Origin of the sequence: Paenibacillus sp. CAA11 (genome assembly GCF_003060825.1) — a bacterium.
GTDB lineage: Bacteria > Bacillota > Bacilli > Paenibacillales > Paenibacillaceae > Fontibacillus.
The window spans coordinates 3,546,856-3,566,828 of record NZ_CP028922.1 but is presented as its reverse complement, the minus strand read 5'-3'; the positions used below and the strand labels follow the sequence as shown (position 1 = coordinate 3,566,828).

Annotated in this window: 15 protein-coding genes; 11 read left to right on the top strand and 4 right to left on the bottom strand. The window is 48.8% G+C overall.

The genetic code is table 11. From position 1 onward, the window contains the following. Positions 1-26: 26 nt before the first annotated feature. The 4 genes from DCC85_RS16630 (at position 27) to DCC85_RS16615 (ending at position 7,381) form a co-directional block, all read left to right on the top strand. Complete coding sequence (locus DCC85_RS16630; protein ID WP_108466589.1) at positions 27-1,361, top strand: peptidase U32 family protein; 1,335 nt, start codon at positions 27-29, stop codon at positions 1,359-1,361. Positions 1,362-1,709: 348 nt separating this feature from the next. Beyond that, entirely contained in the window at positions 1,710-3,893 is a 2,184-nt protein-coding gene (locus DCC85_RS16625; protein WP_108466588.1) for a methyl-accepting chemotaxis protein, read from the top strand. 154 nt (positions 3,894-4,047) lie between these two features. Beyond that, entirely contained in the window at positions 4,048-5,874 is a 1,827-nt protein-coding gene (locus DCC85_RS16620) for a peptidoglycan D,D-transpeptidase FtsI family protein (RefSeq protein WP_234414212.1), read from the top strand. Positions 5,875-5,992: 118 nt separating this feature from the next. Continuing rightward, on the top strand, positions 5,993-7,381 hold the full coding sequence (locus tag DCC85_RS16615; RefSeq protein WP_108466586.1) for a polysaccharide deacetylase family protein: 1,389 nt from the start codon (positions 5,993-5,995) through the stop codon (positions 7,379-7,381). A 92-nt stretch (positions 7,382-7,473) separates the two neighbouring features. Here DCC85_RS16615 and ilvD read toward each other — a convergent pair whose 3' ends face one another. The 3 genes from ilvD to DCC85_RS16600 all read right to left on the bottom strand — a co-directional run bounded on the left by ilvD (position 7,474) and on the right by DCC85_RS16600 (position 10,768). Beyond that, positions 7,474-9,159: a dihydroxy-acid dehydratase gene (gene ilvD, locus DCC85_RS16610; RefSeq protein WP_108466585.1), complete on the bottom strand. Its 1,686-nt coding sequence runs from the start codon at positions 9,157-9,159 to the stop codon at positions 7,474-7,476. Between the two features lie 204 nt (positions 9,160-9,363). Then, positions 9,364-9,618 carry a KGG domain-containing protein gene (locus tag DCC85_RS16605; RefSeq protein WP_108466584.1) on the bottom strand — a complete coding sequence of 85 codons (255 nt, stop codon included), beginning with the start codon at positions 9,616-9,618 and terminating at the stop codon, positions 9,364-9,366. Between the two features lie 94 nt (positions 9,619-9,712). Further along, on the bottom strand, positions 9,713-10,768 hold the full coding sequence (locus DCC85_RS16600) for an acyltransferase family protein (RefSeq protein ID WP_108466583.1): 1,056 nt from the start codon (positions 10,766-10,768) through the stop codon (positions 9,713-9,715). 223 nt (positions 10,769-10,991) lie between these two features. On the opposite strand from DCC85_RS16600, the gene DCC85_RS16595 reads away from it, so the two are divergent. The 3 genes from DCC85_RS16595 (at position 10,992) to mgrA (ending at position 13,664) form a co-directional block, all read left to right on the top strand. Continuing rightward, positions 10,992-11,765 (top strand): HAD family hydrolase, encoded by a 774-nt coding sequence (locus DCC85_RS16595; protein ID WP_108466582.1) that lies wholly within the window; start codon positions 10,992-10,994, stop codon positions 11,763-11,765. 24 nt (positions 11,766-11,789) lie between these two features. After that, the gene (locus DCC85_RS16590; RefSeq protein ID WP_108466581.1) at positions 11,790-12,545 is read left to right on the top strand and encodes an NAD-dependent protein deacylase; all 756 of its coding nucleotides are present in this window, start codon (positions 11,790-11,792) and stop codon (positions 12,543-12,545) included. Between the two features lie 117 nt (positions 12,546-12,662). Next, positions 12,663-13,664 carry an L-glyceraldehyde 3-phosphate reductase gene (mgrA, locus tag DCC85_RS16585; RefSeq protein ID WP_108467925.1) on the top strand — a complete coding sequence of 334 codons (1,002 nt, stop codon included), beginning with the start codon at positions 12,663-12,665 and terminating at the stop codon, positions 13,662-13,664. A gap of 70 nt (positions 13,665-13,734) precedes the next feature. Here mgrA and DCC85_RS16580 read toward each other — a convergent pair whose 3' ends face one another. After that, a complete protein-coding gene (locus DCC85_RS16580; protein WP_108466580.1) occupies positions 13,735-14,610 on the bottom strand; it encodes an AraC family transcriptional regulator in 876 nt (291 codons plus the stop codon). A 187-nt stretch (positions 14,611-14,797) separates the two neighbouring features. Between DCC85_RS16580 and DCC85_RS16575 the strand changes: the two genes are divergently transcribed. The 4 genes from DCC85_RS16575 to DCC85_RS16560 all read left to right on the top strand — a co-directional run bounded on the left by DCC85_RS16575 (position 14,798) and on the right by DCC85_RS16560 (position 19,891). Further along, on the top strand, positions 14,798-15,979 hold the full coding sequence (locus tag DCC85_RS16575) for a galactokinase (RefSeq protein WP_108466579.1): 1,182 nt from the start codon (positions 14,798-14,800) through the stop codon (positions 15,977-15,979). A gap of 3 nt (positions 15,980-15,982) precedes the next feature. Continuing rightward, a complete protein-coding gene (gene galE, locus DCC85_RS16570; RefSeq protein WP_108466578.1) occupies positions 15,983-16,972 on the top strand; it encodes a UDP-glucose 4-epimerase GalE in 990 nt (329 codons plus the stop codon). Between the two features lie 10 nt (positions 16,973-16,982). Next, on the top strand, positions 16,983-18,581 hold the full coding sequence (locus tag DCC85_RS16565) for a UDP-glucose--hexose-1-phosphate uridylyltransferase (protein WP_234414211.1): 1,599 nt from the start codon (positions 16,983-16,985) through the stop codon (positions 18,579-18,581). 146 nt (positions 18,582-18,727) lie between these two features. Then, complete coding sequence (locus DCC85_RS16560) at positions 18,728-19,891, top strand: iron-containing alcohol dehydrogenase (protein WP_108466576.1); 1,164 nt, start codon at positions 18,728-18,730, stop codon at positions 19,889-19,891. Positions 19,892-19,973 lie beyond the last annotated feature (82 nt).

Here is a 19,973-nt window from a genome sequence, read left to right as displayed (position 1 = left end):
TTTTACATTGAAAGGGTGAATACCACTTGGACACCGTTGTTAAACATAAGCCCAAATATTCAGGCAAACGCTATCGGCTTGATAAGCCGGAGCTTCTTGCTCCGGCCGGTAATCTGGAGAAGCTCAAGTTTGCTATACATTATGGAGCCGATGCCGTGTATATTGGCGGGCAGAAGTATGGTCTTCGCTCCAATGCAGATAACTTCAGCTTTGAGGAAATGCGGGAAGGCGTCGAATTCGCAAACAAATACGGTGCAAAAGTATTCGTGGCCACGAACATTTATGCGCATAACGAGGATCTGGAAGGTATTGAAGAATATCTCCGAAACCTATATGAAGTCGGAATATCAGCAGTTATTGTGGCAGATCCCGTCATTGTGGATACCGCGCGCCGCGTAGTTCCTAATCTGGAAGTTCACTTAAGCACACAGCAGTCCACCGTGAATTGGCAAGCCGTTAAGTTCTGGAAGGAAGAGGGGCTACCCAGGGTTGTTCTGGGGCGGGAAACCAGCTTGGCGGAAATTCAGGAGATCAAGGACCATGTGGATATTGAGATTGAGGCGTTTATTCATGGTGCGATGTGCTCTTCTTATTCTGGGCGCTGTGTGCTGTCCAATCACTTTACGGACCGGGACTCTAACCGCGGAGGCTGCTGCCAATCCTGCCGCTGGAAGTACGATTTGTTTGAAGATGCCAGACCTGAGACGACCTGGGTCTCAGAAGAACAGGCGCAGGAGGATCGGGCTGTTCAGCAGTTCAAGCTCGGTGTGACCCAGCTTCCTTTATTTGCGGAAGAGGATAATGCCTTTACGATGGGCTCTAAGGACTTGTGCATGATTGGCAACATTCCCGACCTGATCGATGTTGGGGTAGACAGCTTCAAGATTGAAGGAAGAATGAAATCCATACACTATGTAGCTACTGTTGTGAATGTATACCGTCAGGCCATTGATGCTTATATGGCTGATCCTGAAGGCTATGAGCTTAAACAGGAATGGATCGATGAAATGAATAAAGCAGCGAATCGTCCTTTGAATACGGGCTTCTTCTATGATACTCCTGATCATGAGGATCATATTTATGAGCCTGAAGAGAAGGCAGCGCCTTATGATTTTGCAGGACTGGTCATGAGCTATGAGGAAGAGACGGGGCTTGTAACTGTGCAGCAGCGCAACCACTTCAAGCCTGGACAAGAGGTTGAATTCTTCGGTCCAGGTGGCACTTTCTTCAAGCAGAAGATCGATACGATCTGGGATGAAGAAGGCAATGAGCTGGATGCGGCGCGGCATCCCCTGCAGCTAGTTCGTTTTAAAGTAGAGCAGCCTGTTAAGTACTTTGATATGATGCGTAAGAAAAAGTAATTAAACTGTTAATGCCTATCGTCTTTTAGCGGCGATAGGCATTTTTATGTGAATTATATAGAATGAACTAAAGAAATGAATGTTATAGGGCCGAAATAGGCCGTTATATATAGAAAGGTCACTGTAAAACTTTAGTTCAATCCATATAGGTAAATCAGTCTACTTCTTGATTATGATAGAATCAGCTGTAGGCCCCTAGATAGAGAAAAAATGTTCTTTTTATGACAAATTCCAAAAAAAATAAGAAAACCTAACAAGTTATGGAGGACCATCTTAAAAATCTAGGAAGAACGACCGAAATAATATAATGAGTGTGATTAAGACTAGAGAGAGTGGTAGGTGAGGGCAATGGGTCTGGTTCCGAAAAAGAAGAATAAACCAGAGAATAACCACAATCGTCCGAAGAAAGGGGGAGCTGAGGAAGGGAAAGAGATAAATAAAGTGCAAACCAAGGGTTTATCCGGGCCTTTTAAGAAAGCGATTACATACTTGCGGGGCGTTCGGATTAAGCAGCTGGATCCTACCAGATCTGTAGGGATACGTCTGTTCCTGATTTTCTTTGTAGCCATTATGGTCTTCGTGTTGTCATTGGGGATTGTATCTTACCAGCTGGCGAAGAATACCATCCAGAAAAATGCGCTCAGTGCTAACCGGCAAACCGTTATTCAAACCAGTGAAAAGCTGGACATTATATTTAAACGATATGAAGATAGTATGCAGCAAATGTTCGTTGATCAGGAGATGCAATCCTTGATTCAAACGGCTCTCGCAACAACAGGCGGCAGCGATTATGATCGCTTTACCGTAACCAACAGTATCAATAAAAAAATGAGCAGCTTGAACTATACCGTTGAAGGGGTGCGGGCAGTTTATTTGCTTCCACTAAATAATTCGCTGGGCAACGTTGTTACCGGGACATCTGATGTTGACTTCATGAGCACAATGAAGGATCAAGCCTGGTATGATGAGCTTAGCAAGCAATCGGGTTCGGTCTGGTTGTCTGTAGACGGAGATAAGGGCAAGAATATGTTCCGGTGGGTCAAATCCATCAAGACTTTGACGGGCACCAATCAGTTCCTTATTGCTTGTGATGTTGATGTATCTGTTGTTACCGAACAGCTGAAAAAGGTGGATTTGGGCGAAGGCTCTAAAGTAGAGCTGATTACGCCGGAAGGACAAATCATCGGTTCTTCCATTGATGAAGAGAACGGCCAAAAAGTAGAATACAGCTTTATTAAAGATTCCAAAAAGGAACAGGACAGCCTAACTACAAAGGATCTTAAAGGGGATTCCATTCTGGCTGTTTATAGTACCCAGCAGGTTTCTGGCTGGAAGCTGACAGGTATTGTGCCAACCGGCAACCTGGTCAAGGATGCCAGAGGAATTCTGCTGTCCACCTATCTATCGGTGATTGTAGTTGCCATAATCGCGGTCCTACTGGGAATCTGGATGGTTCGCATGATTGCGCGGCCGCTTAGCAAGCTGAATGGTCTGATGCAAGAAGGGGCCAAAGGCAACCTGAACGTACGAATTGACCATAAGACGAAGGATGAGATTGGACAGCTATCGGCAAGCTTCAATGTCATGATGGAGAAAATTACGGAATTGGTACAGCAGGCTAATGGTTCGGCGAGAGATGTGCTCGATACCGCCTCCGAGCTAGCAGAAGCTTCGAAAAAGACCGCGATCTCGGCCAAGGAAATCGCTGTAGCTACAGAGGAAATTGCCAATGGTGCTGGCAGCCTTGCCTCCGAGGCGGAACGGGGCAGCGAGCTGACCGAAGGGATTGGCAGCCAGGTTCATGAAGTGATCTCTGCCAATAAAGAGATGGAAGCTTCAGCACGCGAGGTAGAGAAGTCCAGTCAGCTAGGCACAGAGTATTTACAAGGACTTATGGAGAAGACCAATGCTACTGGGGAAATTACCCGTGCTTTGGCTGAGAAAGTAGAAGCCTTGAAGGAAAGCACTGTTTCTGTACTCAAAGTAGTGGATGTCATGCAAAATATCACTCAGCAGACTAATATCCTTTCGCTTAACGCTACGATTGAAGCAGCGAGAGCAGGAGCTGCCGGACGCGGATTTATGGTAGTGGCAGATGAAATTCGTCAGCTAGCCGAGCAGTCCAAGCAGTCTATTACGATGGTGGGTCAAATTACAGATAAAATTCAGCAGGAAATGTACGAGACCGTTCAGGCGCTGTCGGATGCAAGCCCAATGTTTGCTGAACAGATTACATCGGTTCAGGAGACGAATCAAATCTTTGTATCCGTACAGGAGCAAATGGTCGGCTTCATTTCGAAGCTTGACTCTGTAACGACATCGGTTCAAGGGCTGAGTCAGTCACAGGGCGTGTTGAGCGAAGCTATGACCAATGTCAGCGCGGTAGCGCAGCAGTCTTCCGCAACGTCCGAAGAGGTTGCATCCCTTAGCAACGAACAGCAATTGGTTGGAGATCAGCTGGTTCAGCTGTCAGATAAGCTGGAGAAGGTATCTACCGGTCTGAAAGACTCCTTGTCCAAATTTACATTCTAAAATAAGCCAAAAGTAAAGGCGGCTCTCCTACGGGGCCGTCTTTTTTATATAGGGGTCTTCCACTATTTTGTACCCCGACTGGATCGAGCGCTTCTAAGGATGGTGTGAAGTGAGGCAAATGAGGGGATACTTAGCCCTAAGGGGGACAGACTTCATGCAGACAAAAATCCGCATCTTCTACCTGCTTATCTTATTAAGCGGATTGATTGTGCTTCTAGGACTTCGGCTCGCATGGCTTCAATTCGCAGATCCGGTTCCGGCCCGTGTCGCTATGCAAAACACTGATATCAGTGAGAGAGCGGTTCGGCAGCGGGAGGAGAGAATTGAACTGGACAGCGGAAGGGGGCAATTTGTTGACCGCCATGGACGCTCCTTGACCGGGCAGCTCATCTGGACACCGGTGTTGTTTCCAGTAGGTTCATTTGAGCCGTTGGGGATAAATTCAAGCAAGGCCCCGGCCTATCTACATCAAGCGGCAACACTTCTGAACACTTCTCCTGAAGAGCTGGGGACCGTTTGGGGGAAGTTGACGCATCCTGCGACTTGGACGGGCGGAAAGGATAAGCTCCCTATAAGATTGTCCCTTGGTGAGGCAAAGGCGATCAACAAGCAGAACGTCCCAGGCCTAGCAGCTCTCCCTTATGTGCTTCGTTATCCTGAGGCTGCTGGAGGGCGCCAGTGGCTCGGCTTCCTGGCTGAGCAGCCTGAACGGATCCGAGAGCTGAATCTGTCCCAGCCTAACCAGAAAAATCTGCCGATATCCTCGAAGATCGGCGCATCAGGATTGGAAAGAACCTTGGACCGTATGCTGCAGGGGCTGGGACCGACACAGGCAGCATACCGCGTGGATGCCCATCAGAAACCGATTGGAGGAGAGGCTGTCCGGATTCATACCCCGAGAAATCCATATTACCCGGTTAAGGTAAAGACCACCATCGATCTTGGCATCCAAGCCGAAATTGAGAAGCTGACTGCAGCTGCAGGAGTGGCAGAAGGAGCGGTAGTTGTACTCGATACGAAAACTGCAGATGTACTCGCCATGGTTTCCAGCCCTTTCTTCCAGCCCAATCATATTGAGCTATCTGATCAAGCTTGGAGCAATCGAGCAGTGAAAGCAGCTGTACCAGGCTCGATCTTTAAGACGGTTACTGCCGCTGCTGCACTTGAAGCCGGACTAACCTCTCCGTCGGAAGCCTTTCACTGTAATGGGGATTACGGCAAATACGGCTTATCGTGCTGGAAGGAGCATGGTCATGGCCGTCTCTCGCTGGGAGAGGGGTATGCCAAGTCCTGTAATACAGTTTTTGCAAGCCTAGGAGAACGTTTGTCGCCTTTTCAGCTGGAACGGACCGCCGATCAGCTTGGGCTGGGCCGCCTGATTGGATGGAGTGACAGTGTTTTTTATGGAAAGGGACAAGAGCCGCTGCGGATGTTTGACCAGGAAGAGGCAGGTACTGTATTTGGCAAGGAAAAAGATCCCTCTGATAAAGGCGTCTTGGCCCAAACTGCAATTGGACAGCGAAGCGTTCTTATGACGCCGCTGCAAGCCGCTAATCTGGTGGTGACACTGATTAACGGCGGGGTGGTTCATGCGCCAAGACTGGTGAGCGATGTTTATTATGCTGACGGGACCCCGTTAGCTGCACTGAAACCGCATGCGGTGCTGGCGTCAAGCGGGCGAATTTCTCCACAGACTGCAGCTACGCTGCTGGGGTGGATGAGAAAAGTGGTGACCGAAGGAACAGGACGAAGCCTTGCAGACTTCTCCTGGGACCTTGCCGGAAAATCCGGAACAGCCCAGGTGACCCGGCACGGGCGTAAGCTGAACGACCAGTGGTTTATTGGTTATGGGCCAATCCAGCATCCGAGGTATGCCGTTGCTGTTCTGGTGCAAGGCAAAAAACCCGGAACAAAATCACTTGCGACAGAGCTGTTTGGTGAAGTCATGAATATACTGTACAAGAGGACGCAAACGGGCTAAATAAAAAAAGTGCGCCTAATTTGTAACATCATATGATAAAATAGAGTGGATGTATCCATGACTTGCGTTATTCTAGCAAGCTAAAGTCAATTGAATTAGAAAAGAAGGGATAAGCGCCATGGAGACTTTGCTGTTATGGGGATTCTATATTTTATCTTTATATGCCTTTATTCCTGGGCTGATCAGCCGTTTGTTCGGTTTCCGTGTCTTCAGACGAGGTACAACGGAGAACGAGTTCGCACTCACCTTTGATGACGGACCTGATGCCGTTTATACGCCTCAGCTGTTGGATTTATTAAAGAAATATGATGCTAAGGCAACCTTTTTCGTGGTTGGAGCCAATGCAGAGAAGCACCCGGACCTAATCAAGCGAATTCATGATGAGGGTCATATGCTTGGCATTCACAACTACATTCATAAGACCAACTGGTTGATGCGGCCAGGAACAGTCAAGAAACAGGTGGCTATGACGGGGCAAATTATCAAAAGCGTGACCGGCATGGAGACGCATTTCTACCGTCCGCCATGGGGGATTGTGAACTTGTTTGACTTCTCCAAGCGCAATGAAATGCAGCTTGTGCTATGGTCTTCCATGTTTGGAGACTGGAGAGCCCGTGTAGGGAGAGAACGGCTGGCTCGGCGCATGCTGAAGAAGCTGCGCGCAGGAGAGGTTTTTTTATTGCATGACTGCGGGGCTACACTGGGGGCGAATCAGACTGCGCCTGCCGAGATGCTTGCGGCACTGGAGCAGGTATTGCAGGAAGCGGAGGCCCGCGGACTTCGAAGCATCCGAATCGATGAAATGATTCACGGGACGGCTAAAGCCCAGATGCCTAAAGCTGTGAAGAAAGGCAAGGATGGGGTGCCAGCACTGTCCTGGTTCAAAAAAGCGATTGTATTCTTATGGCTGTTGTGGGAGAAGCTGTTTCACTTCATGTTCAGCCTTCAGACCACGAATAAGGAAAATCCTATATTTCATTTTCGAGTTAGAACCTATTCGGGTGACCCAGTTGCCTTAAAGCAAGGGGGGGCGCTGCGGAAGGGTGACCAGATTCTTGAGCTGCATTTTGATAACAAGCGATTGTTTGATATCGGCTCCAAGTCGAAGTCTTCCGTTCATTTGGCTATTCAATTGATACGAAATGTAGAGAAGACTCTCCCCGAGCTAGCCCAATACATCACCAAACATCCAGCATTGAAAAACGTCAAGGCTTTGTATGGAGTAAGTCTTATTAATCGAGGACCTGAACAATTTGGATTTACAGTAACAGATCTTCCCGACGGTTTCTTTGCTAAATCCACCAAGGTTTACTTGAAGCTACTGATGCGTGTTATTCACCCTGCAGGTCAGGACCGAGTCCGGCGCCATGCAGATCAAATGGTTCCCAAGCTGATTGTAATGCCGATTGATACGCTCATTGAACAATTTGGGGAAGATGGCTCTCATCGCAGATTGCAAGATCATAAAGAGCATGATGCGGCGATTGAAGCATCTATTCCTTGCTAACAATTGTTTCCAAGCGTTACATGAGATATGCAGTAAGATAAGAAAAAAGGGCCGATTTTCATCGGTCCTTTTTTCTTATCCATAAATTCTATTTAAATTTTCATGACGCCACCGGAGCTAGCATTGGTAACTAGCTTGGAATATCTCGCGAGGTAGCCTGTTTTTACTTTTGGCTCGAATCCTTTCCAGTTTGCGCGGCGCGCAGCCATTACTTCTTCATCAACCAGAAGCTCAATCTTACGGTTGTTCAAATCAAGTTCGATGAGGTCTCCATCTTCAACAAAAGCAATCGGACCGCCTTCAGCAGCTTCTGGAGAAATATGTCCGATACTGATGCCGCGGGATGCGCCAGAGAATCTGCCGTCTGTAATTAGGCCGACCTTAGCACCCAAGCCCATACCGGCAATTTGAGAAGTTGGAGCCAGCATCTCCGGCATACCAGGACCGCCCTTTGGTCCTTCATAACGAATAACTACGACATGACCTTCCTTGACCTTGCCGTTAGCGATGCCTTCGAGCGCTTCTTCCTGAGAATCAAAGCAGATGGCAGGACCTTTATGATACCCGCCTACAGAAGGATCAACAGCGCCTACCTTAATTACAGAGCCTTCAGGTGCCAGATTACCATACAGAATAGCTAGACCACCGCGCTCGGAATAAGGCTGGTCGATCGGATGAATGACGTTGGTATCCTGAATTTCTTGGCCTTCTACGTTTTCACGCAGCGTTTTACCTGTTACGGTAATTTGCTCGCCAAACAGCGCTCCCGGCTTCTTAAGCAGCTCGTTCAGCACTGCGCTCACGCCTCCTGCCTGGTGCACATCTTCGATGAAATAATTGGATGCCGGGGCCAGCTTGGAAATATGCGGAACTCGGTTAGCTACCTCATTGATCCGCTCCAGAGGATAGTCAATACCAGCTTCCTGAGCAAGGGCCAGCGTGTGAAGCACAGTGTTCGTGGATCCGCCCATTGCCATGTCTAATGCAAATGCATTGTCAATGGATTCCTTGGTCACAATATCGCGAGGTTTAAGGTCCATCTTCACCAGCTCCATGAGCTGACGAGCAGACTGTCTAACAAAGTCACGGCGTTCCTCGGACACCGCAAGAATTGTTCCGTTGCCTGGAAGCGCCAGACCCAAGGCCTCAGCAAGGCAGTTCATGGAGTTAGCCGTGAACATGCCTGAACAGGATCCGCAGGTAGGACAGCCATATTGTTCAAGTTCGAGAAGACCAGCATCATCAATTTTTCCGGATTGATAAGCGCCGACGCCTTCGAATACAGAGGTCAGAGATAACCGGTTGCCCTTGGTATCTACTCCGGCCTTCATCGGGCCGCCGCTGACGAAGATGGTTGGGATATTAACACGCAGTGCACCCATCAGCATCCCCGGCGTGATCTTGTCACAGTTCGGGATGCAGACCATACCGTCAAACCAGTGTGCAGAAACTACAGTTTCCAGCGAGTCGGCGATAATTTCCCGGCTTGGCAGAGAGTAACGCATACCAATGTGGCCCATGGCGATTCCGTCATCCACCCCGATGGTATTAAACTCAAATGGAACCCCGCCGGCTTCCCGGATGGCTTCCTTGACAATTTTCCCGAATTCCTGCAAATGGACATGCCCTGGCACGATATCAATGTAGGAGTTGCAGACGGCGATGAACGGTTTGCCGAAGTCTTCCTCTTTCACTCCGGCTGCACGCAGAAGGCTGCGGTGCGGAGCCCGGTCAAAGCCCTTCTTAATCATATCAGAACGCATTTTCTTGGCTGTCATGATGACGTTTCCCCCCAGTTTACACATCAGTATTTTAAGAATTCACATCGCTAAAGCTTTCTTAACAGTCTATCATATCACTTCTTCTTTTTCTACTAAAGCCAGCAGGTTGCATTTTCCTATAAAAGACGAACACCCCGGATCAGTAATCCGGAGTGTTCGCCCTTGCTTCCTATATATAAAGTTCATCCCAATACTGGGAAATTATTTATTGTTTCTGGCTTGTCCACCTTTGCGTCCGATTTCACGATAGAAGTCTTTATCGTGAGAATCGGCGGTGGCTTCGCCGCCCTTTTGCCCAATTTCTTGATAGAATTCGCGGTCGTGTGATTTGGCGGTGGCTTGTCCGCCCTTTTGTCCGATTTCTTGATAGAATTCTTTGCCATGGTTTTTAGCAGTGGCTTCGCCACCCATGCGTCCCGCTTCCTCACGACTCATCTTTTTATTGTTACGTGCCATCAAAAATCACTCCTTCGCAGTAATGGTTTTTAGTTGCGCGTAACTTTTATATACCACAGCTAGCTGGGTTGAATCAGCTATGGAGATTAAAGTGCTAACGCTCGCTGGAAGCAGCTGTTATCTTTGTGGGCTGGGAATGAGCTGCGAACAGCCATTCTACCCTAGGTTCTATGATCCAGGAGGTCATTTGTTTAACTTTGGGGTGGCAAAGCAGGATCGTTAAGAGAATTGCTGCAAGCATCAAGGCGAATGAGGCAGCGGGACTCTCTATATAGCTGTATATCGGTGAGACAGCTGCAAAGCGTACAATAAGCCCGTGCAGCAGAAAGACATACAGTGTTCGCTTACCCCAGTCGGTGATGCGATGCTGCCGCTGAGGGACAAGCAATAAAATGGCTGCTGCCGAAATGATCTGCACCATGTAAATCGTTGCCCGAAAAAGACCCGCATACCACTCGTGATATTGGAGCTGCGCATACGTCATGCTTCCATACAGCCAGCCGATCTGCATTTGGTTTGACCATATGGCAGCGGCCCCTAAGAGAATGAGGCTGGTGAGTAGGGCAAGGCGACGGATATTTCTGGTGATAAATTTCACAAAATAAGCGTAAGAGTAGTGATATCCAGCTACAAAAAAAGGAAGGTAGATGAAGCTGCGAGAAAGGCTGAGCCAAGTGCCGTCCATTTGCAAATAGCCGACTAGAATACCACCTGCCAAGGAGCATAGAAACTGGAGCTTTACCGGCCATTTTAACATCAGCCGTAAAGCTAGACGCCAAAAGATGTGGCTGGCTAGAAACCAGAGGAGAAGGTAAGGGGCGAAGAACGAATGGTGAATCTGATTCACCTTGAACACAGTAATGTCGAGAACTGAGTAGATGCTCTGAAAGATCAAGTATTGCAGGCCAATTTGGATCAGCAGCTTGCGTCCGGCATCCCCCCTAAGATTATGCTTAGCAAAATAACCGGTGACAAACACGAATAGAGGCATATGAAAAGTGAAAATCCAAACATACAGGGCGTGCATGTGAGGTGCTTGGAGAATTAGCGGCTCAATGAGATTACCGATAAAAACACATACAATGAGCAGAAAACGAAGGTTCAAAGCATAGGTTTCTCCCGTACGTTCAACGGTAGAAGCATCCAGCATAGCGAACGACTCCTGTCCAAAAATATGTTTTTTAAATTTAAAATATTGTTGAGCTAAGAATACGACGGAAACAGTGCCTCTGCGTGTGATATGTATCACTTCAGTAAGCGTTATCATTACCTGGAATTATGTCTAAGTGTTGAATCCATGTTTTTTGTAGCGGTAAAATAAAATTAACTTAAGATCACTCGTTAAACTTCGTAATTGAGTTAGGAGGAGAAGCATGCCAGAGCTGGTCATTCAAGGTAAGACAGTGCCCTTCCATGCTGCTTTGTTCGACAAGGATGGTACATTGTTGGATTTTATGGCGCTGTGGGGGCAATGGGCAGAAGTATTGACGCGGCTGGTGGAGAGCCACCTTTCGCTGCTGGGCGGAAAGCTGCTCGGGGAGCCTTCAAAGCTGCTTGGTCTAAGCTTTGGCCTTGATGGAAGAGCTGCAGATTATGACCGGAGGGGGCCGCTTGCCATGGCCTCAGAAGAGCAGACGATTGCTGTGCTGGCATGGCAGCTTTATGCCGCCGCCGGCATGGCCTGGAATGAGGCGCTGCTTCAGGTCAGGCAGTTCGCGAAGAGTGCCATGCAGACGGTTCGGGAGGAGAAGAATGCGGTGCCTATGCCTGGCTTGCTCTCTCTGCTGCAAACATGCAAGAGGCTTGGCATTCCTCTAGGCGTAGTCACCGCCGATCGGACAAGCGAAGCTGCTGACCATCTAGCCTGGTTAGGTATTTCCGCATTCTTCAGCACAGTTGTGGGCCATGACCGGGTAAGTCTGGGAAAGCCGGACCCGCAAATGCTTGAACTGGCTTGCAGCGAACTTGGGGTTGCTCCAGGGCAAGTTCTCATGATCGGGGATACGGATGGGGATATGCAGATGGGGCGGCAGGGCGGTGCCGCTTTATCCGTCGGTTATGCTCCGGATGGAGATTCGGGGCATCTTATACACGCGGATTTTATTATTCACCACTATGCGGATCTTGAAGCAGCAATCAGAACTTAAATTAATATATGAGGAGTGAGGGAAATGGAAGCAAAGCTTGAACAGCTGGCAAAATGGATTTCCGAGAGCAACCGAATTGCCTTTTTTGGCGGGGCAGGCATATCCACGGAAAGCGGAATTCCTGATTTTCGTTCGGCTGCGGGAATTTATCAGATGGAGAATCAGTCTCCATACTCTCCGGAGACGATTCTAAGCCGCAGTTTTTTTGATCGGCATCCTGAAGTCTTTTTTGACTTTTATCGTTCAAAAATGCTGCACCCTGAAGCTAAGCCTAACGCCGCACACCGGTTTCTAGCCGAATTGGAGCGGCGGAACAAGCTGATCGGAGTGGTTACACAGAATATCGACGGGCTTCATCAGGCAGCAGGTAATAAGCATGTATTTGAACTCCATGGAACAGTTCAGCGAAATACTTGTATGGAATGCGGGGCCCCATATTCGCTTGAGCACATTTTGTCGATAGAGGAGGCGGTTCCACACTGTAGTAAATGCGGAGGAGTGATTAAGCCCGATGTAGTTCTTTATGAGGAACCTCTCGATCAGCACACTATTGAACAGGCATTGGCCGTGATTGAAGGAGCAGATTTGCTGCTGATTGGGGGGACTTCTTTGACTGTTCAGCCTGCCGCTCATTTTGTTACTTATTTCCGGGGAAATTATACCGTTTTGCTGAATGCTTCCCGTACAGCTTATGACCACAGGGCTAATTTGATCATAACTGAGCCTATCGGTCAGGCTTTTGAAAAAGTGGGTAAGATACTGTATAGCGATAATCGTTGATTTATTCTACAAATTCTAGTAACAGAGCGCCAGAAAACGTTTTCTTGCCAAACATTATTGAAGAGGCTATCATATTTTTAGCAGGTTATTTCAACATAGGAAGGCAGGATGTGGAGCATGGTATACTCTCCTAATGAAGAACGCTATGAAAATATGAAATATAACCGAGTAGGCCGCTCGGGGCTGAAGCTTCCGGCTATATCGCTTGGCTTATGGCATAATTTTGGTGGTGTGGACAGTTTTGAGAACGGCCGTGAAATGATAAGACGCGCCTTTGATATGGGAATCACCCATTTTGATCTGGCAAACAACTATGGCCCGCCTCCCGGATCGGCTGAGGAGATGTTTGGACAGGTACTTAAGAAGGATCTGGCTTCTTATCGCGATGAGCTTATCATCTCCTCTAAGGCCGGGTATTACATGTGGCCAGGTCCCTATGGAGAATGGGGCTCCCGGAAATATTTAATTTCCAGTCTTGATCAGAGCCTAAAGCGGATGGGGCTTGATTATGTGGATATTTTCTACTCCCACCGGTTTGATCCCGAGACTCCGTTAGAAGAGACCATGATGGCGCTCGATCAAATTGTTCGTTCGGGTAAAGCGCTTTATATTGGAATCTCCAGCTATTCTGCCGAGAAGACGGCGGAGGCGATCTCGATTCTGAAGCAGCTTGGCACCCCGCTGTTGATTCATCAGCCGAGCTATTCCATGCTGGAACGTTGGATCGAAAACGGACTGCAGGATGTTCTGGAAGAGAACGGCGTTGGAAGTATCGCGTTCTGTCCGCTTGCTCAAGGTCTTCTTACCAGCAAGTATTTAAATGGAATTCCGGAAAATTCGCGCGCAGCCAATCCAACCGGAGCTTTGCAGGAGAACCAGATTACGCCAGAGGTCCTACGTAAGATTCGTGCTCTGAATCAGATGGCTGCAGCCCGAGGACAAAGCCTGGCTCAGTTTGCCCTGGCATGGGTGCTTCGCGGCGGCCGTGTCACCTCGGCCTTGATTGGTGCAAGCCGTGTCAGTCAAATTGAAGAGAACGTAGCTGCTTTGAATCAGCTGGATTTCTCTGAGGAAGAACTGAACCGAATTGAGACCATTTTGAAGACAGACGCTGAATAAATAGTCGTGACTCGCAAGATAAATGAGTAGCCCGATCCACCTCAGCAATGCTTAGGTGGACCGGGCATTTTTATTTCATAACGCTTCTGCTCTTAAGCCCTGCTGCGGATTGGCGGTATCTGCTGGGTGCTTCGCCGTGGAAGCGGCGAAACTGGCGTGAGAAGTAGAGTGAGTCTGGAATTCCTACGGAATTCGCAACCTGCTCAATGGAAAGGTCAGGCCGCTCACGCAGCAGGTGACGAGCTTTATCAATGCGCAGCTTCAGAAGATAGGAGACTGGGGATATGCCGGTTTCTTTCTTGAAGATTCGGGACAGGTATGCGCGATTATAGCCGAGTCCGGAGCACATTTCCTCAATAGATATAGGATAAGCGTATTGGCTGGACATATAATGAATCATTTGCTTTACAATCCTGTCACCGCGTGTCTCTCCCGTTAAGGGCGCCATATTCTCAGTCCTTGAGCCTTCGGCTTCGGCCAGAATCAGATAGAGATACCCTAAGGAAGCCAGATGAGCACCTTCTCTTTGTTCGCGAAAAAGCTGCAGAATGGAGGCGAGGGCTTGCGGAATTCCGCTGTGCACATTCCCATGCATGATCGGTAAGCTTAAGCTGAAGCCGGCGCGCTGTACAAGCGAAGCAGCATTCCCGCCCGTAAAGGCCATCCACCGGTATTTCCATGGCTGTTCATGATCGGATGCATAGCTTACGAGCTGATTGGGATGGATCAGGAAGCCGCTGCCAGCTTGTAAATGAAAGACCGCTTCTTCGGTACGAAAAACTCCAGCCCCGTTCTCAATATAATGGAACAGGAAGAAATCATAGATTTTAGGTCCAAGCATGTGATCTGGCATCGTCTGGCTGTCGCCGGCAAATAGGACGCGAAGCTCCTCACGGCTTGCTCCTCCCGGATTTGCAGCAGAAATATAAGATGCCTCTGCAGTCATAACGACTCCCCCCTGTGAAGCAGTTTCTTCTTCTATCTTACACGGTGAAGTCACATTTATCCATATTAAAAGCGCATACATACATTATCAATCTTGGTGCGTATCTCTTATAATTGAACCAGGAACCATCGAAAATTTGCAGATGAACCTCATACTATGTAACATTTTGTTGAAAGGGTGTATCTTAATGAATCTGATGGAGATGAAGCAGGCATTTACGGCACAATTCGGGGAATCTTCCGAAGAAATATCCGTGTTTCAGGCGCCTGGGCGGGTCAACTTAATCGGTGAGCATATTGACTACAATGGAGGTTATGTGCTTCCGGCCGCACTGGAATTCGGAACCACATTGCTCTTGCGTCCGCGCCAAGACAAGAAACTGTCCTTCAAGTCTATGAATTTTCCATATCATGTAGAGCTTCATGGCGATGTGAAATCTCTTGCGGAATCCAAAACCGGGGAATGGGTCGATTATTCGGTTGGCGTCATAGTTGAGCTTGGCAAGCTGGGACGTGATTTGACCCGTGGATATGATTTCTTGTACAACGGTGAAATTCCTAATGGCTCAGGCCTGTCCTCTTCGGCTTCCATTGAAGTAGTGACCGCTTACGGCCTTCTCAGCACAGAGGGATATCTGGCGGATCGCGTGGAAATTGCGGTGCTTTCCCAGAAAGCGGAGAACGGATATGTAGGCGTCAACAGCGGAATTATGGATCAGTTTGCAGTAGCGAATGGGGCAAAGGATCACGCTATTCTGCTGATGTGCGATACACTGGAATATACGAAGGTCCCATTTGTTACCGGAGACTATAAGCTTGTGATATCAAATACCAATAAACGAAGAGGCTTGGTGGATTCGAAATATAATGAACGGCGCAGCGAATGCGATCAGGCGCTACAGTTACTTCAGTCCAGAGTAAGCGGTCTGGATTACCTTGCCCAGCTTACTCCCGAGCAGCTTGAGGAGCATCAGGCTGTGTTGGAGACAAAGCCGCTATTGGAGAGAGCGAAGCATGTTGTGGAAGAAAACGCCCGGGTGCTAAAGTCCGTCGAAGCTCTTAAACAAGGCGATTTGGCGGCATTTGGGCAGCTGATGAATGCATCCCATGATTCTCTGCGTGATTTGTATGAAGTCAGCTGTGAAGAGCTGGATGTCATGGTTGAGGAAGCACGGAAAATTCCGGGAACCTTAGGTTCGAGAATGACAGGAGCAGGTTTTGGAGGGTGTACGGTGTCTCTAGTGCATCAGGACGATGTAGAGAAGTTTGTGGAGCAAGTAGGTAAAGCTTATGAAGAACGCACCGGACTGAAAGGTGATTTTTATGTATGCGGTGTTGGTGAGGGCGTTCATCAAATCGAGGGGGTATAAACGATGGCAATTTTGGTAACAGGCGGTGCAGGCTATATCGGATCTCATACAGTAGCAGAACTGCTTGACCGCGGAGAAGAGGTTGTTGTTCTCGACAACCTGCAGACAGGGCATAAGGATTCCTTGCTGGGCGGTAAATTATATGAGGGTGACTTAAGAGATAAAGAACTGCTGGCTAAACTGTTCGCAGAGAACGACATCGATGCTGTCATTCACTTTGCAGCAAATTCGCTGGTTGGTGAGAGTATGCAGCAGCCTGTAAAATACTATGACAACAATGTGTACGGTACTTTATGCTTGCTTGAAGCGATGGAGCAGGCCGGGGTGAAGAAGATTGTATTCTCCTCTACGGCTGCAACTTATGGTGAGCCAGAGAAGGTGCCGATTGAAGAAGGTGACCGTACCCGTCCAACGAATGTGTACGGAGAGACTAAGCTGACTATGGAGACCATGATGTCTTGGTTCGATCGTGTGCTGGGCATGAAGTATGTGGCCTTACGTTATTTCAATGCGGCCGGGGCTCATGCGAGCGGGAAGATCGGCGAAGACCATCGTCCAGAGACGCACTTGATTCCGGTCATCCTGCAGGCTGCTCTCAAGCAGCGTCCGCATATCGCCGTATACGGGGATGATTACCCGACGGCAGATGGCACTTGTGTTCGCGACTACATTCATGTCAGTGATTTGGCAGACGCTCACCTTCGTGCAGTAGATTATTTGCGCAAGGGCGGGGAGAGCGATGTCTACAATTTGGGCAATGGAGAAGGCTTCTCTGTCAAGGAAGTCATTGCGAAAGTGAAGGAAGTAACTGGGGTGGACTTCCCGGTAGAGGTTCATCCTCGGCGTGCAGGCGATCCTGCAGTCCTGATCGCTTCCGCAGAGAAAGCGCGCGCTGTACTGGGCTGGAATCCTAGCCGCAGCAAGCTGGATTCGATTATTCAGAGCGCCTGGAATTGGCATCAAAACCACCCTGAAGGTTATAGCGGAAAGTGAGGCTAATGGAGTGAAGGAACAAACATCAGAAGCTACTACCCGCTCCCATGATGCACTGCGCGAACAAGCACTGGTTGCTATCGAGCGTCTGGTTCACTTCGCACTCGAGCACAGCCTGATTGACTGGTGGGACTTGGATTATTCACGGAACAGGCTGCTGGAGCTATTCTCCTTCGATGAGCCCTATGGTAAGGAAGTAGAGGAGCTGCCGCTTGGCGGCCCTCAGCCGCTGTTAGAGGTGCTGATCGATTACGGTTATACCATAGGACTTATTGCCGAGAATACGCCTACGTACAGAGACCTGTTGGACGCCCGGATCATGGGGCTGATTATGCCGCGGCCGTCAGAAGTCATTCACACTTTCCGTAAGCTGGAGCGGGATAAAGGGATTGAAGCCGCTACGGATGCTCTGGTCAAGTTATCAGAGAAATCCAATTACATTCGTATGGATCGGGTGGCTGCAAATGTATATTGGGTTCAAGAGACACCTTACGGGGATATGGAAATTACGATCAATCTGTCCAAACCTGAGAAAACGCCGGAGGAGATTGCTGCAGCACGGCTAATGCCGTCTCCTGCCTATCCTAAATGTCAGTTATGCAGGGAGAACGTAGGCTATGCAGGAAGAATAAATCATCCTGCTCGCCACAATTTGCGTACCATTCCGCTGGAATTGAATGGAGAGCCATGGTTTTTCCAGTATTCACCTTACGTATATTATAACGAGCACTGTATCGTATTCCATCATGATCATGTACCAATGAAGATGAGTAAGGATACTTTCCGCAGGCTTCTGGATTTCGTAAGACAGTTCCCGCATTATTTTATCGGATCCAATGCAGACCTGCCTATCGTTGGAGGCTCTATTCTGACGCATGATCACTTTCAAGGGGGCAGGCATCGCTTTCCGCTTGAGAAGTCACCCGTGGATGAAGTCCTTGTCTCGAAACGTTACCCGGATGTTACCTTGGGCATCGTGAACTGGCCAATGACCGTACTGCGCCTTCGGTCGCAGCAGTCGGATGTGCTGCTTGAAGCAGGGTATGAGCTGTACACAACTTGGCAGAGCTACAGTGATGCCGAAGCTGACATTCTGGCCGAATCCGTACAAGAAGGAATTTCGGTTCCGCACAACACGGTAACGCCGGTTGTACGGCGGTCGCCAGATGGCGGATATGAGATGGACGTGGTGCTGCGAAATAACCGGACAAGTGCTGAGCATCCGGAGGGGATCTTCCATCCTCACCGGGAGATGCATCACTTGAAGAAGGAGAATATCGGTCTGATTGAGGTCATGGGTCTTGCCATTCTGCCGGGTAGGCTCAAGAGTGAGCTGGATCAAATTTCTTCTATTCTGTCTGGAGATGCAGAGCTTCTTCACCAAGCGGAGCAAGGAGGCCTGCCTGAGCTGGTTAAGCATAAGGAATGGGTGGATCAGCTGATTCGCGAATACGGAGCCGCCCGTTCGAAGGAGGCAGCTAATGAACTGCTTCGCGATCAGGTGGGGAGAAAGTTCTCGCAAATCCTTGAGCATGCTGGTGTGTTCAAACGAACAGAGAAAGGACAGGCTGCACTACGCCGCTTCCTTAATGCTGCTGGCTATCGTTAAATATGAGGTAACAAGAGGGCTACTCGGATTTTTTCGGGTAGCCCTTTGCGCTCATCATTTGTTTTGTTCGGTTGCGACAGGTTATAATGAGTATGACAAAGCAAGTAACTATAGGAAAGTAATAATATAGTTGGAGGGATTCAGACATGGATTCATTTGAGTTTCACAATCCGACCCGATTGATCTTCGGTAAGAATAAAACAGAAGCATTAAGAACAGAAGTCCCTAAATACGGAAAGAAAGTGCTGCTAGTTTATGGCGGTGGCAGCATTAAGCGCAGCGGCTTGTATGATCAAGTGCTGGGCCTTCTGAAGGAAGCTGGAGCAGAGGTTACTGAACTGGCCGGCGTTGAGCCTAACCCTCGGTTGTCCACCGTGCACCGGGGCGTAGAGCTTTGTAAGAAGCACGGCATTGAGCTTATTCTGGCTGTTGGCGGAGGCAGCGTTATTGACTGTTCCAAAGCGATTGCCGTGGGAGCGAAGTACGATGGCGACATGTGGGATTTTGCACAGCGCAAGGCTGTTCCTCAGGATGCGCTTCCTCTGGCAACCGTGCTGACCATGGCAGCTACCGGTTCTGAAATGAACAGCGGTTCTGTAATATCAAATGAAGAAACGAAGGAGAAGCTGGGCTGGGGCAGCCCTTATTCATTCCCGACTTTCTCTATCCTTGATCCGCAGAATACTTTCAGCCTGCCTAAAGATCAAACCGTGTATGGAATGGTAGACATGATGTCCCATGTGCTGGAGCACTATTTCCATCAGGAAGGGAATACGCCTGTACAGGATGGCTTCTGTGAAACTCTGCTCCGTACGGTCATTGAAACAGGGCCTAAGCTAATCAATGATCTGGAGAACTATGAATTGCGCGAAACCATTATGTATGTCGGAACCTTGGCGCTGAACGGCATGGTCAGCATGGGCTTCCGTGGCGACTGGGCGACACATAATATCGAGCATGCTGTGTCGGCGGTTTACGATATTCCTCATGGTGGTGGACTGGCCATCTTATTCCCGAACTGGATGAAGCATAATCTTGATGTGAACCCTGCCCGCTTCAGGAAGTTTGCCGTAAATGTATTTGGTATCGATCCAGCGGGTAAAACCGATCGTGAGGTCGGGGAGGAGGGCATTGATGCGCTCCGGGCTTTCTGGACTTCCATTGGCGCACCAAGCCGGCTTGCTGATTATGATATTGATGACAGCCAGCTTGAAGTCATGGCTGAGAAGACCGTTCGCTTTGGCCCGTTCGGCAACTTCGCCAAGCTGGATAAGGAAGCGGTACTTGATATTTACCGGCGTTCTCTCTAATCATTTCAGCTGTAACCGCGTTCCACTCATAGGGTGGAACGCTTTTTTATGTGCATATACATATCAATATACATACAAATTA

What these genes read in the sequence shown, in the direction of transcription:
- DCC85_RS16625 (WP_108466588.1), top strand. Translation starts at nt 1,710, where the DNA reads ATGGGTCTGGTTCCGAAAAAGAAGAATAAACCAGAGAATAACCACAAT.
- DCC85_RS16620 (WP_234414212.1), top strand. Translation starts at nt 4,048, where the DNA reads ATGCAGACAAAAATCCGCATCTTCTACCTGCTTATCTTATTAAGCGGA.
- DCC85_RS16615 (WP_108466586.1), top strand. Translation starts at nt 5,993, where the DNA reads ATGGAGACTTTGCTGTTATGGGGATTCTATATTTTATCTTTATATGCC.
- ilvD (WP_108466585.1), bottom strand. Translation starts at nt 9,159, where the DNA reads ATGACAGCCAAGAAAATGCGTTCTGATATGATTAAGAAGGGCTTTGAC.
- DCC85_RS16605 (WP_108466584.1), bottom strand. Translation starts at nt 9,618, where the DNA reads ATGGCACGTAACAATAAAAAGATGAGTCGTGAGGAAGCGGGACGCATG.
- DCC85_RS16600 (WP_108466583.1), bottom strand. Translation starts at nt 10,768, where the DNA reads ATGCTGGATGCTTCTACCGTTGAACGTACGGGAGAAACCTATGCTTTG.
- DCC85_RS16595 (WP_108466582.1), top strand. Translation starts at nt 10,992, where the DNA reads ATGCCAGAGCTGGTCATTCAAGGTAAGACAGTGCCCTTCCATGCTGCT.
- DCC85_RS16590 (WP_108466581.1), top strand. Translation starts at nt 11,790, where the DNA reads ATGGAAGCAAAGCTTGAACAGCTGGCAAAATGGATTTCCGAGAGCAAC.
- mgrA (WP_108467925.1), top strand. Translation starts at nt 12,663, where the DNA reads ATGGTATACTCTCCTAATGAAGAACGCTATGAAAATATGAAATATAAC.
- DCC85_RS16580 (WP_108466580.1), bottom strand. Translation starts at nt 14,610, where the DNA reads ATGACTGCAGAGGCATCTTATATTTCTGCTGCAAATCCGGGAGGAGCA.
- DCC85_RS16575 (WP_108466579.1), top strand. Translation starts at nt 14,798, where the DNA reads ATGAATCTGATGGAGATGAAGCAGGCATTTACGGCACAATTCGGGGAA.
- galE (WP_108466578.1), top strand. Translation starts at nt 15,983, where the DNA reads ATGGCAATTTTGGTAACAGGCGGTGCAGGCTATATCGGATCTCATACA.
- DCC85_RS16560 (WP_108466576.1), top strand. Translation starts at nt 18,728, where the DNA reads ATGGATTCATTTGAGTTTCACAATCCGACCCGATTGATCTTCGGTAAG.